Raw genomic sequence first — 14,844 nt, 5'->3', positions numbered from 1 at the left:
CTATCGATTTCGTGAGACGTTAGATCCTCGGGACAAGCCCGAGGATGACAGTGTCGGGGCCGATTGCTCCCCTTAACTCACCCAACCCGGGCCAGCGGCTCATGCGCGCCGTAATATCTTCCAAACCGGTTTTCCAGGAATTTCGGCAGGGCCACTTCTTCCTGCCGGACAAACCCCTTCTGCGGCAGGGCGCATTCCGCAAGCAGGTCGAGAACGGTGCAGATACCGGCTGCGGTGGTGATCTGGATTGCGCTCATCATCCGGCCGGAAACGGGGCCGGCATAGACCTTGTTGGCATAGGTTTCCTGCAGGAAACGGCCGTTGCGGGTGCCGCAGACGGTAACGAAGACAATGACCACGTCCTGCATGGTGCCGGGCAGGGCGTTTTCGAACAGGTCCTTCAACACATCGCGGCGGTTGCGCAGGTTGAGGTCGTTCAAAAGCGCCTTCATGATTGCGACATGGCCGGGATAACGGATGGTGCGGTAATTCATCGTCCGCACCTTGCCTTCCAGCGTCGCACATAGCGTGCCGAGGCCGCCCGAGGTGTTGAAGGCCTCATATGTCACGCCGTCGAGCGAGAACTCTTCGCGCTCTTCCAGCGCCGGAACGGCGGTGAGGCGGCCTTCGACGATGGCTTCGCAGGGCTCGATATACTCGTTGATCAGCCCGTCCGTGCTCCAGGTAAGGTTGTAGTTGAGCGCATTCGACGGATATTGCGGCAGCGCGCCGACACGCATGCGCACGCTGTCCAGCTTGTCGAACCGGGCGGCAAGATCTGCGGCGACGATGGAGATGAAACCGGGGGCGAGGCCGCATTGTGGAATGAGCGCGGTCTCAGCCGTTTCCGCCAGTGCCTTGACCTTGCGGGTGGATTCGACGTCTTCAGTCAGATCGAGATAATGCGTGCCGACTGTAACCGCAGCTTCCGCAATGCCCGCCGTCAGGTGGAAGGGCGCAGCGGAAAGCACGGCGAACTTACCTTTCAACAGCGCTTCCAGCGCCGGACGGTCGCCAATGTCGACGATTTCAGTGTCGACACGCTCATGCGCCGGCACATTCGTCAGCTGGTCTGCCGAGCGATCGGCAACCGTGATGCGATAATCGCCGGTGACAGCCAGCATCCAGGCGATGGCTGAACCGATATTGCCCGCGCCGATGACGACGATGTTTTTCATGTTTTTGTTCCCCGCAGTAAATTTATATGCCTCTGCGCACCGGATGCGCTTCATAGACAGAATGCCAGCTTTTTTGGACGATTCGCAGCTTCACTATGTGCGGATAGCGGGTTAATATTGGACAATTAGACGACAGGATTGGTCATTATGACGATTGCCGACAAGGACCGGGCGCTGCTGGCCCTGCTTTCCGAAAACGCCCGCATGCCGGTGGCGGAACTGGCCCGCAAACTCGGCCTTTCGCGCACCACCGTGCAGGCTCGCATCGAGCGGCTCGAGGCCGAAGGGGTGATCGCCGGTTATGGCCTGAGACTTTCGGAAAGCTATCTTTCCGGGCTGGTGCGCGCCCATGTGCTGATCACCATCGGGCCAAAGGCGCTGCCCGGCGTGACGGCGGCGCTCACGGCCATCAAGGAGGTGACAACGCTGCATTCGGTCAGCGGCACTTTCGACCTGATCGCCATTCTGGCAGCACCTTCCATTCTCGACCTTGACCGGTTGATCGACAGGATCGGCGCGCTGGACGGCGTGGAACGCACGCTATCGTCGATCATTCTTTCCACGCGGATTTCTCGGTAGGTGTTGGAGGGTTTGGCAGGTAAAAGGTGGACGAGTGCCCGCAATGCTCTCGTCTCCTTCATCCCTTTGACAAGCAAAGAAATCAGGAAGGCGGGGGTCTGCCTTACCCTAACCCACCCCTCTCGTCATAAGCCTTCTGCGCCGCCAGCACCGCGTCCATGTTGCCCTCCGCCCAGTGGGCCAGTGCCGCAACCGTGTCGGTCAGCGTGCGCCCGAGCGGCGTCAGGGAATATTCGACCGTGACCGGCACAGTCGGAAAGGCCTGCCGCGAAATCAGGCCGTCGCGCTCGAGCTTTTTCAGCGTCTGAGACAGAACCTTCTGCGAAATGCCCTTGATTTCCCGCCGCAGCAGGTTGAAGCGCACCGCGTCCACCCGAAGCTTGTCGAGGATCAGCAGCGCCCATTTGTCAGCGATCCTGTCCAGCACCATGCGTGTGGGGCAGCGATCCTCGTAAACGTCATAGACATGTTCCATGGGTCTCATCCCGCTCTGAAAAGCCCGGGTCGGTTTCCTTGAGGATACCAGATAACCGGAAAGTGCTCTCTTTTCCTGATTTCGAATACGCAGTACGTATGTTTTCGAAACATGGTTTCTACTAGATACTACGGAGATTTGAGATGACTGGCAAGATACTCGTAATCGGCTCCACCGGCACCATCGGCACGCCGCTGGTAAAAGCGCTTCTGGCCAGGGGCGAAAGCGTGAAAGCGGCCTCGCGCACCGGCAAGGCAGCCGAAGGCGCGGAAGGGGTGCGCTTCGATTATACCGATGCCTCGACCTACACGGATGCCTTCGATGGCGTCGATCGTCTGTTTCTGATCCTGGCTGGCGGGCGTCTGGATGCAATCGACGCGCTGACGCCGGTTGTCGAGGAAGCTGCCCGCCGCAATGTGAAGATCGTGTTCCTCAGCGTCTTCGGCGTCGATGCCGACGATTCCATTCCCTATCGCCAGGTGGAACTGAAGATCATCGCTTCCGGCGCGCCTTACGTCATTCTGCGCCCCAACTGGTTTGCCGATAATTTCCACACCTACTGGAAGGCCGGCATCGAACACGGCCAGATCGCCGTTCCGGCAGGCGAAGGCAAGTCGAGCTTCATCGACGTGCGCGATATCGCCGACAGTGCAGCGGCAGCGCTGACCTCGACGGCTTTCGACAATAAGGCGTTCAACCTGACCGGGCCGAAGGCTTTGAGTTACGGCGAGGCGGCCGCGATCATCTCGCAGGCCATCGGCAAGCCGGTCGGCTATAGCGCGGTTTCGGACGATGTTTTCATCGGCATTCTGACCGGCGCTGGCGTTCCGAAGGATTACGCCGCCTTCCTCGCGTCGATCTTCTATCCGGTGCGCGAAGGCTGGACGTCGGCGGTCACCGGTGATGTCGAGACTTTGACCGGCCACGCACCGCGCTCGCTGGAAACCTATGTGGCCGACCATGTGGCCGCGCTGAAGGACTGACGCTCAGAAACGACACGCCCGTCGCGTCACGCCGGATCGGTGGAGCCGCGGCGGGCCTTGAACAACATCTTGAGCCGCTGGATATCATCCGCATTCCAGCCCTGCGGTGCGGTTACCTCCATCCACGCATCGATATAGTGCTCCGGCGCGTAGACATGGCCGTAACCGATCGGCGCCGTGGTGGCGGCGGCAACATCAAGACCGAGCTGCAGCAGGGTCACGACGGGGAACCAACGGAAGGATGTGGAGACGTCAGGGCCGTGATGAACCATCCATTGCGGTCGCCGGTAAAGCGATGCGGCCTCGAAGAAGGTGATCGGGTCGCTGGCATATTGCAGATAGACGATGCGCATCGGCCCCCACTTCGCATCAGGCATATGCGCAGTGGTATATTGGTTGGCGAAGCGGATGACCGAGGAATCGCGGAAACGCGGCAGCCATTCCGGCGTACCCGCCACGCGCCCATTGGTGGCCATGCGCCATGTGGGGCTGGAAAAGGGCGGACCGCTCCACAGCGCACCCTGGAACGGGTCCGAGAGCACATCGTAAAGATCGGATGATTTCTGCGAGTTCAGCGAACCGAGGCTCAGCCCGTGCAGATAGAGTTTCGGGCGCGTTTCCTTCGGCAGGGTGGTCCAGTAGCCGTAGACGGCCTGAAACAGCGCGCGCGCCGTTTCCACACCGTAATCCGGTTCCGTCAAAAGCGCGATCCAGCTGGAAAGATAGGAATATTGCACGGCAACGCTGGCGATATCGCCGTCATGCAGATATTCGACCGTATCAAGCGCTTCCGGATCGATCCAGCCGGTGCCGGTGGGAATGACGACCAGCAACACCTTGCGCTCGAACCCGCCAACCCGCTTCAGCTCCTCCAGCGCAAGTGCTGCCCTTTCCTCGGGCGTTGCCGCAGAATTCAGGCCTGCATAGACCCTGAGCGGTTCCCTGGCCGGGCGGTGGGTGAAGGCGGAAATCTCCTGTGCCTCCGACCCGCCGGCCACGAATTCGCGGCCTCTGCGGCCAAGCGATTCCCATGTCATCAGGGAAGCGCTGCTGCCGGTTTTGAGCGCATCGGAAGGGCGCGGTACATCCGGCTCGATCAGCGCATCCACCTGTTTCAGCGAGGAATCGGCAAACTTCAGGCCGATATCGAAGATCAGACCGTTCAGCAGCATCCATGACAGCACGATGGCGGCGGCTATACCGAGCACATTGGCGAGCCGGCGCGGCAGGAAGTGACGGCTGCGCACCGAGAAGAATCGCCGGATGAGCTGGAAAAGCCGTCCAGCGCCGATGAGGAGGGCGGAGACCAGCACCGCAACGCCGCCAGTCTTGGTGGGGTGGGCGCTGGGCAACGGATCTAGCTCCATCAGGATACGGATGGAATTCTGCCAGTCTTTCGCCTGCCAAAGAAACGCGATCGCCGTTATCGCGCTGGCAAGGGCGATGAGAAAGCGGATGCTGCGCCGGTTATGGCGCGAGGGGTGGGGCAATTCCAGATAGGTCCATATGGCGGTGAGCGCCACGCCGATCAGATAACCGATGGCAAAGGAAAATCCGCACAGCACACCCTGCATCAGCCATGTGCGCGGCAGAAGAGACGGCGTGAGCGAAGCGCAGAACAGAATAGTGCCAAAGACGATGCCGGTTGCCGAAAGACCCGCAAACAACCGCCCAACCCATTGTTTCAACAACTTGACTTGCCCCTTTTTCCCGCCGTCTGGCACGAGTGTAGTATGCGGCGGGCGAGGGTGCAAACCCTGTTAGCAGGATAAAAATCACAATTATAGGAAAATAATCCTTTACAGCGTGACGGTGGTTTGATAGGTTTAGGTCACAGTCGGAGATTTGCGGCTGAGCGGCAAAGGTCGGTTTAACCGATGCTTTTTCCGCGACACGTCATTTCTCTCGCAGGTCCACCTCATGGCAAATATCCTCAATTGCGATCTGGCGCTCCACGGCGTCTGGCAGGAAAGCTGCGCCTATGGCGGCGAGGGCAGGCTAGAGGCCGCACCCGAGATAAAATCGCGGGCCGACAAGCTGGCTGCCGAAGATGCGGCGCGCAATGGCAATCTGCGGCAATTGCTGAACGAGCTGACGGTGGAGATGCGCGAACAGTTCTGCATGTACCGCAACCTGCGGCAGACAAGCGAAGCGGCATTTTTATCAACGGTGGAGGATGCCTCGGGCAAACAGGCGCGCGCCGACGTGAAGGCCGCAACGGATCAGCTTTCGCTGATTGTGCGCACACTGGAACGGATCGATGCCCTGCAACGGGTGCTGGCAGAAGAGAGGCAGGCTCTTGCCGGCGAGGACGAAGCCGATACCGAAGATTACGAAATGGCGGTGGCGCATTTCCTCAAACGCATCGACGAACTGGCGGAACAGAAATGCCGCGCGAGGCTGGAGGCAGATCTGGCTCGTAGTCCATCTACAGAAGCTGACACATGATGGATGTTTCGAGCGAACCCCAACTGCAAAAGCAGGTCTTCACCCTTCTGCGCGACTGGCGTTTCATCGGCAACCTGCCGCAACAGCCGCCTGAGGGTGACTGGCGGACGTGGCTTCTGATCGGCGGGCGAGGATCCGGCAAGACCCGCGCCGGGGCCGAATGGGTGCACAGGATTGCGTCCGCCGGCAAGCAATCTGATCTGCGCATCGCGCTTGTTGCGGAAACCCTGGGGGATGCCCGTGAGGTGATGATCGACGGCATTTCCGGTATCTGCCGTATCGCCCGCCGTTGCCGCCCCGCCTTCGAGGTATCGCGCCGCCGGCTCATCTGGCCAAACGGGGCCATGGCGCAGGTGTTTTCCTCTGAAGACCCAGAAAGCCTGCGCGGCCCGCAATTTCACATGGCTTGGGCCGATGAACTTGGAAAATGGAAATATCCGCAGGAAACCTGGGACATGCTGCAATTTGGCCTGCGTCTTGGTGAGGCCCCACGGCAATTGGTGACGACGACGCCACGGCCCATTCCCCTCCTGAAGGCGCTTCTCGCCGACCCTTCGAGCCGGGTGGCCAAAATGCCGACGGCGATGAATGCGCAAAATCTCTCACCGGGTTTCCTGAAAGCCATGCACGACCGTTACGGCGGTACGCGGCTGGGGCGTCAGGAAATCGGCGGCGAACTGATTGATGAGCGCGAAGGCGCGCTGTGGAAACGTGCCGATCTGGAAGCAATTGTGGAAACCGACCATGAGTCGCTGGCGCGGATCGTGGTCGCGGTAGACCCGCCCGCCGGTATCGGTGAAAATTCCTGCTGCGGCATCGTGGCGGCCGGGCTTGGCATATCAGGCAAGTTGGTCGTGCTTGCGGATTGTTCGGTGGAAGGTGAAACACCGGGCGGCTGGGCGCGGGCCGTTGTCGCCGCCGTTCGCCGTCATGAGGGCGACCGGGTGGTTGCGGAAGTCAATCAGGGCGGCGAGATGGTGCGGGCAATGTTGCAGAGCATAGACGCCAATCTGCCGCTGACCCTGGTGCGGGCAAGCCGGGGCAAGTTCACCCGCGCCGAGCCGGTGGCGGCACTCTACGAACAGGGCAGGGTACGCCACGCCGCACGGTTTGAAAAACTAACCGACCAGATGGCGGATTTCGGACCCGACGGTCTTTCATCCGGACGCTCGCCCGACCGGCTCGATGCGCTGGTTTGGGCAATAACGGCGTTGACGACGACTGTGGCGAGTGAGCCGAGGGTGCGAGGGATGTGATGTCCGCGATTATTGGCCCCATGAATGAGAGCCAATTGCCTATCTAGCCGATGCATATTGGTTCTTCTCCCCGGCGGGGAGAAGAAATCCGGGTCGCCGTTAACGCCCAAAATCGGACGTCTGGCAGATCCTACTTCTTCGGAGACTGCGCGGGTTTCGGCTGAGAACCGGTTTCGCGCATCTGGCGCCACTCGTTTTCGAGCCGGTCATAAACGGTCTGGGGGATTGTCGCTGTCATGGTGGCATTCCTCCTTGAATGGTCAACGCTGCGGAAGTGCGCGGTGAATGGAGTTAGCGCGCTAAGGTTCCGCAACTCAAGGAATTTTTTACCTCAAAACCCCGGTCAGCGGATTAAAATCGATTAGGATTTTTTCAAATCGATTTAGTTCTGACGGCCGTCATGTGGAAAAAACAAAGGGTGATATCGCCCACGATTTTCAGGAGCCGGCTGTGGCCTATGACGAGGCGCGATTCTTCGCGTCGGTGCGAATTTCCATCTACGGTGGTCGCCTGCGAGCTACACAGCTTGACGGGACGAAGGCGATCCTGGCCGGCTTCGGCAAGGCCCTGCCGGGCGGTGATCCCCGCTGGCTCGCCTACATGCTGGCCACCACTTTTCACGAGACGGCTGCGACCATGCAGCCGGTGCGCGAGACATTGGCGGCAAACGATGCCGAGGCGATCGCAAGGCTGGACCGGGCCTTTGCGGCAGGCAGGCTGCCCATGGTGCGCAAACCCTATTGGCGGCCAGACGCCGACGGCAGAAGCTGGCTCGGGCGCGGTTTCGTGCAACTGACGCATCGCCGCAATTACGAGGCCATGTCGCAGCTGACCGGTGTGGACCTTCTGGAGCGTCCCGAGCGCGCCATGGAACCGGATGTGGCAACCGCGATCCTGATCCACGGCATGATAGCCGGCAGCTTTACCGGCCGGAAACTTGCCGATGTCTTCGAGGGCAAGCGTGAGGATTGGGAGGGTGCGCGCGCCATCATCAATGGCCGCGACCGGGCGCGGCTTGTCGGGGACTACGGCCGGGCATTTCATCGCGCACTTTTGGCGGCGCGGATTGAACCGGCGCGGGGCAGATGATAACCCGTTAGCAAGCGCCGCAAGGGCCATATTCGAATTTTGCATGACAGGTGACACCGTGATCCGCCATATCGTTTTTTTCACCGTTCCCGAGGAAAACCGCGACGCCGTGCGCAAGGGGCTCTCCGGCCTCACCGCCATACCGCATTCGCTGAAGCTCGAAATCGGCGAGAATGTGAAGAAGGACCAATGGGGCAATTCGGTCGATTTCATCGTTTATGGCGAGTTCGAAAACGAGGCGGCGCTCGCGGCCTACAAAGCCGACCCCGCTTATGATCTTTCGACGCGTACGGTGAAGCCGCTGCGCGAGACGCGGGTTGCCGCTGATTTCAACAGCGATACGGCAGTGAAAGCGCCAATCCGGTAAGTTTCGTCAAGACTCGGGCCCTCCACCCTCATTCCTGTGCTTGTCACAGGAATCCAGCCGACGCGCGTCTGCGCGGCGAAAAGAGTGCTTTCAGTCCAAAGACTTGGGCTGGCTGAATCCCTGTGACGAGCACAGGGATGAGGGCCTGGCGGGAAACTGAGCCCGCATTAAAACAAGGACAATTCCATGCGATTTCCGTTTTCCCTGCCGTGGCGGCGCCCGGCGGATGGCAGAGCCGTGCCTGAACGCAAGACAGCGGCGGGCGGCTTCATGGCGGTTGCGGCGCAGGGTGGGCAGGCATTCTGGTCCGGCCGCTCCTATGCCGCACTCGCCCGCGAGGGCTTCATGAAAAACCCGGTAGCGCACCGCGCCGCCCGCATGGTGGCAGAAGCCTCCGCATCGGTGAGCTGGCTGCTTTACGATGGCGATGAGGAGATCGGCGATCATCCGCTGCTCGCACTTCTAGGCAAGCCCAGCGCTCATATGGGTGGGCCGGACTTTTTCGAGACGCTGTATGGCCATCTGATGTTGGCTGGCAACGCCTATATCGAGCCGCTAGTGGTCGGCGAACGACTGCGCGAGCTGCATCTTTTGCGGCCGGACCGGGTGAGCATCATCGAAGGCGCGGATGGCTGGCCCGTGGGTTACGATTATCGTGCCGAGGGCCGTGCCATCAGGCGCATTGCCGCTGAACGTGACGGGCTGGGGCTGCTTCACCTCAAACTTTTTCATCCGCTGGACGATCGGGCCGGGTTCGCTCCCCTTGCTTCGGCGGGCGCGGCTCTCGATCTCCACAATGCCGCAAGCCAGTGGAACAAACGTCTGCTCGACAATTCCGCTCGCCCTTCCGGTGCGCTGGTCTATCAGCCGAAGGAGGGTGGCAATCTCTCCACCGAGCAATATGAGCGGCTGAAGCGCGAGCTGGAGGAAGGTTATCAGGGCGCGATGAATGCAGGCCGGCCGCTTCTTCTGGAAGGCGGTCTCGACTGGAAGGCCATGGGGCTTTCGCCGCGCGATATGGATTTTCTGGAAGCACGCAACGGTGCGGCACGCGACATCGCGCTTGCACTCGGCGTACCGCCGATGCTGATCGGCATTCCCGGCGACAATACCTATGCCAATTACCAGGAGGCAAACCGCGCTTTTTATCGTCTCACCGTGCTGCCGCTCGTCAACCGCACGGCGGCACGGCTCTGCGGCTGGCTATCGCCGATTTTCGGCTCCGGGCTGCGGCTGGAACCGGATCTTGACAGGATCGCCGGTCTTGCCGGTGAGCGGGACGCCCTGTGGACAAGGATCGGCGCAGCATCGTTTCTGACCGACGAGGAAAAGCGGGAGGCGGTGGGGTATTAGCCACCGTGCTTGAGCCACCGGGCTGCGTCTTCGACCAATTTCTGAACCAGCGGAATCGTTTTGTGAGGTTCGCCGTTCAAGCGATTCTGAAGACTCGCGAAATGGCGTTTTGAAACTGCACACCCGACCTGCGGGCGACGCGGCGCGTCTGTCCGATTTTTCACATCATAAACCGGAATGATTACCCATGTCTGAATTCGCCAATGAAGGCGGCATCTGGGCCGCCCGCATCACCGGTGCCGTCGCAGGCGCGGGTGTGTCGCTCGTCTACCTCCTGCCGAAAAGCAAACGCGAGGCGGCGAGCCGTTTCGTGACCGGCGTCTCCTGCGGCATGATCTTCGGCGGCCCCGTGGGCCTGTGGATCGTGCAGCAACTCGAGATTGCCGGCGCGCTTTCAGGCCGGGAAATCATGGTGGCGGGCTCCGCCGCTGCCAGCATGGTGGCCTGGTGGGGGCTTGGCCTGCTGGTGCGCGTGGCCGACCGTTACAACGCCCGTCCGCGCGCTTAGCCTCCACGCGGCACCCCCTTTTCACATCGCAGGAGTTTCCCATGCACGTCTATCGCGGGCCGCGCCCCGCCACGCGCAAATTCGCCAATCTGGAACTGCGCGGCATAGCTGGCGACGGCACGTTTTCCGGTTATGCCAGCGTCTTCGGCGAGGTCGATCTCGGCCGCGACGTGATCGAGCACGGCGCTTTCCGCCGCTCCATCGAGGAACGCGGTGCGGGCGGTATCCGGATGCTCTACCAGCACGATCCGGCCGAGCCGATCGGCGCATGGCGCACCATCCGCGAGGATGAGCGCGGGCTTTACGTGGAAGGTGTTCTCGCCCCCGGCGTCGCCCGCTCGCGAGAGGTCCATTCGCTGATGAAGACAGGCGCGCTGGACGGGCTTTCGATCGGTTTTCGCACGGTACGTGCCAGCAAGGAGGGGCGCTCCGGCAAGGCGGCACGCTCTGGCGTCAGGCGCATTCTGGAGGCCGATCTCTGGGAAATCTCTGTGGTGACCTTTCCGATGCTGCCGTCCGCGCGGGTATCGGATGTCAAACACGCCCGCTTCTTCCGCGACCGCGAAACCGAGCTGGTGCGCACCATGCGCCGCGCGGCGCGTTCGCTTTTCGACACAGCCTTCAAACGCTGACTTCCTCCCAAACACTTCCGAAAACAAGGATGGCGACATGACAGACCAGATGACAAAACCGGCCGCAATGACGGTTGCGCCGCAGGTGAAGGCCGTGCCCGATACGATGACGGCGGCCTTCGACGAGTTCATGGAGGCCTTCCGCGACACCAACGACCAGCGGCTTTCCGATATCGAACGCAAGATGGGGTCCGACGTCGTGACCCGCGACAAGCTCGACCGCATCGACAAGGCGCTCGATGACAACCGCAAGATCATGGACGATCTGGCGCTCAAGAAAGCGCGCCCGGCGCTCGGCCGCAAGCAGGCGCATTCCCTCGATACGGATGAGCACAAGGCCGCCTTCGAGGCCTATATCCGCCGGGGTGAGGAGGGCGCGCTGCGCGATCTGGAGGCCAAGGCCTTTGCCGGATCGACAGGCGCCGATGGTGGTTATCTGCTGCCCACCGAAACGGATGGCGAGATCGGCCGCCGCATGACGGCGATTTCACCGATCCGGTCGCTGGCGACCGTGCGGCAGGTTTCCACTGCCGTGCTGAAGAAGCCGTTTTCGCCGGGTGGATTTGCCACCGGCTGGGTTTCTGAAACGGCGGCTCGCCCCGAGACGACGACACCGAAGCTCTCCGAACTTTCCTTCCCGACCATGGAACTCTACGCCATGCCTGCCGCAACCCAGGGGTTGCTGGATGATGCGGCCGTGGATATCGAGGCCTGGATCGCCTCGGAAGTGGACATTGCCTTTGCCGAACAGGAGGCAGCGGCGTTCATCGCCGGCGACGGCACCAACAGACCGAAGGGTTTCCTCTCTTATACGGCCGTCGCCAATGACAGCTGGAGCTGGGGCAATATCGGTTATGTCGCCACCGGTGTTGCGGGTGGCTTCGCCTCCGCGGGGCCAATGGATGTGCTGCTGGATGCCGTCTATGGGCTGAAGGCAGGCCACCGCCAGAACGGCAACTTCGTGATGAACCGCAAGACGCAAGGCGCGCTGCGCCGCTTCAAGGATACCAGCGGCGCCTATCTCTGGCATCCGCCCGCTGCCGCCGGGCAGCCAGCCTCGCTGATGGGCTTTCCCGTGATGGAGGCCGAAGACATGCCGAATGTCGCGGCAAACAGCTTCGCCATCGCTTTCGGTGATTTCCGCGCCGGTTACCTCGTGGTGGACCGCACCGGCGTGCGCATCCTGCGCGATCCCTATTCGGCAAAACCCTATGTGCTGTTCTACACCACCAAGCGCGTGGGCGGCGGCGTGCAGAACTTCGAGGCGATCAAGCTGGTGAAGTTCGGGGTGAATTGACCACAATCTTCCCCGTCACCCCGGACCAAGTCGGGGGTGACGGCGTGCGGATGCTACATTTTCGCCAAACGCTTTCGGCCGGAATTCTTTCTGTCCCATATCCGGAGACCCCATGACCTATGCCCTCATTCATCCGCCGCAGGCGGAGCCGCTGACGCTTGCCGAGGTGAAGGCGCATTTGCGTCTCGACGGCGGCGACGAGGATGCGCTGCTGGCTGCGCTGATCCGTACCGCCCGCGAGCATCTGGAACGTACGACAGGACTTTGCCTGATACGCCAGACCTGGCGGCTCTATCTCGACCGGTGGCCGCCGAGTGGCATGATTCTGATTGGTAAGGGACCGGTGCAAACCATCGAAACGATTCTGGTTTTTGACGGTCAAGGGCGCGCGGCCGACATCACAGCCGCCGACAGGTTGCTTGACGGCGAGGCGCGCCCGGCGCGGCTGTGGCTGCGCGACCCGCCAGCCCCCGGACGGGTGATGAACGGCATCGAGATCGACTTCATTGCCGGTTACGGTGAGGCGGGAACCGATGTGCCCGATACGCTGAAACGCGCCATGCTGATGCATGTGGCCCAGATGTTCGCCTTCCGCGGAGCCGTTGCTCTGGAAAATCAACCCGCAGCGGTTCCGGCCGGTTACGAGCGGCTGGTGTCGCCGTTCTGCCGTGCGGGGCTCTGAGCCATGAACCTCGTTTTTCTCGACCCCGGCAAGCTTACGGCGCGGTTGGAGCTGGAGGTGCGCAGTGAGGTACCGGACGGGCAGGGTGGGGCCGCGGAAAGCTGGAGTTTCCTGGGTTCGCTCTGGACGGCCATCGAACCTGTTTCGAATGCCTCGCATGAGCGGGCCTCGGCTGAGGGCGTAACAATCACCCACCGCGTCTGGCTGGTCTGGCGCAGCGACATTGCCGCCGGCATGCGCTTTCGCAAGGGACGGCGCATTCTGGCGATCCGGGCCGTGATGGATCCGGACGAGACCCGCCGTTTCATCGTCTGCCGCTGTGAGGAGGAAAGCCCGTGAGCGCCGCAAATGTGCTTCTACAGGCGATTTTCGCAAGACTTTCCGGCGACGCTGCTCTGATGGAGTTCATCCCCGGCGGTATCGTCGACCGGCTTTTGCCGCGCGCCGTCCTGCCCTTGATCGTTATCGGCGAACTTGAAAGCCGCGATTACTCGACGGCGACGGAAAAGGCCGAAGAACATTTTCTGTCGCTCGACATCTGGAGCGATGCCAATGGCCGCAGGTGCGCGGGTGAGATTGCCGGGCGGGTGAAAACCCTGCTCGACGATGCCGCCCTTCCGCTTGTCGGTATCTCGCTCGTCAATCTGCAGCTTCTCTCGAGCCGTTCGCGGCGCGAGCCGAAGACACGGAACTTCCTCGCAGAAATGCGTTTCAGGGCGGTAACGGAATAGGGTCGGTTCAGGAATTCTGTTTGCGCACGGTGCGCCAAAGCACGATCAGCAGCAGAAACGAAATGCTGATCAGCACGGCGGCGATGGTGAGCATGGCCGCCACCCCGCCGCGATCCAGCGCCAGCGTGAAAATGACGGGCGCCACGGCAATCGCAAGGTTCTGCGGCAGGGAGATACGCGCGGCCTGAAGGCCATATTGTTCCGGTGAAAATACTGCGAGCGGCAACACCGCGCGACTGACGGTGAGCACGCCCGCGCCAAAGCCGAAGAAAATGATGAAACCGATGAAAGCGGGCATGGCCGGGGCAAAAACGAGCAACAGCACGAAGGATGCGAGCAGCATACCTAAGCCGATCATGCAGGTGACGAAAGGATTGCCGTGTTTTCCAAGCAGAAAATCCAACCCGCGCGCCATGATCGCAAGCACGCTGCGCACGGCTGCCAGTTGCACGGCGAGCGATTGCGATGCGCCGGCATGGACCAGCAGCAGAGGCAGGAGCGGCGAAAAGCCAAAGGCTGTGAAGGCGCTAAGCGTCGTCATTGCCGCCAGAAGCAGAAAGGCGCGCCGCGTATCGACAGGCGATGTCGAGACAGCAGCGGTTTTCGACGTGCCTGGAGTATTGCTCGTCCTTCGTCCGGGAAGGACAAAAACATAGAGTGGCAGAAGCACGAATATTTGCAGACAGGCATATACCAAAAGGGTGCCGCGCCAGCCCAGGTGCTGATCTGCGACGGTGGTGACGGGCAGGAAAACCGCTGCCGAAAGCCCGGTAAACACCATCAGAAGCGTCAGCGACCGGCCACTTTCCGCGCCGACACGTTCCACCACAGCGGTATGGGCCGCCGTCGTCAGGCCACAGGTTGCGGCCAGACCCATCACGACCCAGCCGAGAAGATAGCTGATCACGCCGCCCGCAAAGGCGAGCACGACAAAACCCGCCGTGAAGAGCAACGAACCCGCCACAAGAACAGGGGTGGCACCACGGCGCACCAGCGTTCTTCCCAGAAGCGGGCCGCAGAGGGCGCTGATCGTCATCATGACGGTGAGACCGGCAAAAACGACCTCGTTTGCGATGGCCAGTTCCTGTCCGATGCGTGGCCCCAGTATGGCCAGCATGTCGAAACCGGTGCCCCAGCTGACGACCTGCCCAACCGCAAGCACGCCGATAAGGCGCGCGCGAGACGTGAAGGGGGTGGCATCAGACATGATGAAAATCGCGGGTGCGAGATGCGGGAATGCTTTTGGTAGCAGGCCAGTTGCGACCC

At 61.4% G+C, this 14,844-nt stretch carries 17 protein-coding genes; 13 read left to right on the top strand and 4 right to left on the bottom strand.

What is annotated here, in order from left to right; all coding sequences use genetic code 11:
* Nucleotides 1-77: 77 nt before the first annotated feature.
* Nucleotides 78-1,178 (bottom strand): saccharopine dehydrogenase family protein, encoded by a 1,101-nt coding sequence (locus AC5SEO_RS05575; protein WP_112152827.1) that lies wholly within the window; start codon nucleotides 1,176-1,178, stop codon nucleotides 78-80.
* 147 nt (nucleotides 1,179-1,325) lie between these two features.
* Here AC5SEO_RS05575 and AC5SEO_RS05570 point away from each other — a divergent pair, with 147 nt between their 5' ends.
* Complete coding sequence (locus AC5SEO_RS05570) at nucleotides 1,326-1,757, top strand: Lrp/AsnC family transcriptional regulator (protein ID WP_003512084.1); 432 nt, start codon at nucleotides 1,326-1,328, stop codon at nucleotides 1,755-1,757.
* Between the two features lie 103 nt (nucleotides 1,758-1,860).
* Here the strand turns inward: AC5SEO_RS05570 and AC5SEO_RS05565 are convergent, their stop codons facing one another.
* The gene (locus tag AC5SEO_RS05565; RefSeq protein ID WP_019564087.1) at nucleotides 1,861-2,232 is read right to left on the bottom strand and encodes a winged helix-turn-helix transcriptional regulator; all 372 of its coding nucleotides are present in this window, start codon (nucleotides 2,230-2,232) and stop codon (nucleotides 1,861-1,863) included.
* 143 nt (nucleotides 2,233-2,375) lie between these two features.
* Here AC5SEO_RS05565 and AC5SEO_RS05560 point away from each other — a divergent pair, with 143 nt between their 5' ends.
* The gene (locus AC5SEO_RS05560; protein ID WP_065688129.1) at nucleotides 2,376-3,215 is read left to right on the top strand and encodes an SDR family oxidoreductase; all 840 of its coding nucleotides are present in this window, start codon (nucleotides 2,376-2,378) and stop codon (nucleotides 3,213-3,215) included.
* A gap of 26 nt (nucleotides 3,216-3,241) precedes the next feature.
* On the opposite strand, the gene AC5SEO_RS05555 is transcribed toward AC5SEO_RS05560, so the two are convergent.
* A complete protein-coding gene (locus tag AC5SEO_RS05555) occupies nucleotides 3,242-4,882 on the bottom strand; it encodes an alpha/beta hydrolase (RefSeq protein WP_174068338.1) in 1,641 nt (546 codons plus the stop codon).
* A gap of 253 nt (nucleotides 4,883-5,135) precedes the next feature.
* Between AC5SEO_RS05555 and AC5SEO_RS05550 the strand changes: the two genes are divergently transcribed.
* The 11 genes from AC5SEO_RS05550 to AC5SEO_RS05500 all read left to right on the top strand — a co-directional run bounded on the left by AC5SEO_RS05550 (nucleotide 5,136) and on the right by AC5SEO_RS05500 (nucleotide 13,578).
* A complete protein-coding gene (locus tag AC5SEO_RS05550) occupies nucleotides 5,136-5,663 on the top strand; it encodes a hypothetical protein (RefSeq protein ID WP_003512088.1) in 528 nt (175 codons plus the stop codon).
* A complete protein-coding gene (locus tag AC5SEO_RS05545) occupies nucleotides 5,660-6,919 on the top strand; it encodes a DNA-packaging protein (protein ID WP_174068094.1) in 1,260 nt (419 codons plus the stop codon). Before AC5SEO_RS05550 ends, AC5SEO_RS05545 begins: the two co-directional genes overlap by 4 nt.
* Nucleotides 6,920-7,369: 450 nt before the next feature.
* Nucleotides 7,370-8,008, top strand: coding sequence for a lysozyme family protein (locus AC5SEO_RS05540; RefSeq protein WP_065688296.1), 639 nt, complete (start codon nucleotides 7,370-7,372; stop codon nucleotides 8,006-8,008).
* A 43-nt stretch (nucleotides 8,009-8,051) separates the two neighbouring features.
* Nucleotides 8,052-8,375: a Dabb family protein gene (locus AC5SEO_RS05535; protein WP_003512096.1), complete on the top strand. Its 324-nt coding sequence runs from the start codon at nucleotides 8,052-8,054 to the stop codon at nucleotides 8,373-8,375.
* Nucleotides 8,376-8,561: 186 nt separating this feature from the next.
* A complete protein-coding gene (locus AC5SEO_RS05530; protein WP_013635734.1) occupies nucleotides 8,562-9,728 on the top strand; it encodes a phage portal protein in 1,167 nt (388 codons plus the stop codon).
* Between the two features lie 187 nt (nucleotides 9,729-9,915).
* Nucleotides 9,916-10,236 (top strand): DUF6107 family protein, encoded by a 321-nt coding sequence (locus AC5SEO_RS05525; RefSeq protein ID WP_003512100.1) that lies wholly within the window; start codon nucleotides 9,916-9,918, stop codon nucleotides 10,234-10,236.
* 41 nt (nucleotides 10,237-10,277) lie between these two features.
* Nucleotides 10,278-10,868 carry an HK97 family phage prohead protease gene (locus tag AC5SEO_RS05520; protein ID WP_065658134.1) on the top strand — a complete coding sequence of 197 codons (591 nt, stop codon included), beginning with the start codon at nucleotides 10,278-10,280 and terminating at the stop codon, nucleotides 10,866-10,868.
* 37 nt (nucleotides 10,869-10,905) lie between these two features.
* Nucleotides 10,906-12,165 carry a phage major capsid protein gene (locus AC5SEO_RS05515; RefSeq protein WP_174068095.1) on the top strand — a complete coding sequence of 420 codons (1,260 nt, stop codon included), beginning with the start codon at nucleotides 10,906-10,908 and terminating at the stop codon, nucleotides 12,163-12,165.
* A 112-nt stretch (nucleotides 12,166-12,277) separates the two neighbouring features.
* Nucleotides 12,278-12,847, top strand: a complete 570-nt coding sequence (locus AC5SEO_RS05510; RefSeq protein ID WP_003512105.1) for a head-tail connector protein — start codon at nucleotides 12,278-12,280, stop codon at nucleotides 12,845-12,847.
* 3 nt (nucleotides 12,848-12,850) lie between these two features.
* Nucleotides 12,851-13,186: a phage head closure protein gene (locus AC5SEO_RS05505; RefSeq protein ID WP_112681489.1), complete on the top strand. Its 336-nt coding sequence runs from the start codon at nucleotides 12,851-12,853 to the stop codon at nucleotides 13,184-13,186.
* Complete coding sequence (locus AC5SEO_RS05500) at nucleotides 13,183-13,578, top strand: tail completion protein gp17 (RefSeq protein WP_174068096.1); 396 nt, start codon at nucleotides 13,183-13,185, stop codon at nucleotides 13,576-13,578. The genes AC5SEO_RS05505 and AC5SEO_RS05500 overlap by 4 nt, the downstream gene beginning before the upstream one ends.
* Nucleotides 13,579-13,585: 7 nt before the next feature.
* On the opposite strand, the gene AC5SEO_RS05495 is transcribed toward AC5SEO_RS05500, so the two are convergent.
* The gene (locus AC5SEO_RS05495; RefSeq protein WP_174068097.1) at nucleotides 13,586-14,785 is read right to left on the bottom strand and encodes an MFS transporter; all 1,200 of its coding nucleotides are present in this window, start codon (nucleotides 14,783-14,785) and stop codon (nucleotides 13,586-13,588) included.
* Between the last annotated feature and the right edge of the window lie 59 nt (nucleotides 14,786-14,844).

The sequence above is a fragment of the Agrobacterium sp. K11 genome (assembly GCF_059429395.1).
The sequence above is the reverse complement of the archived record's forward strand: the minus strand, read 5'-3'. Positions and strand labels throughout refer to the sequence as shown.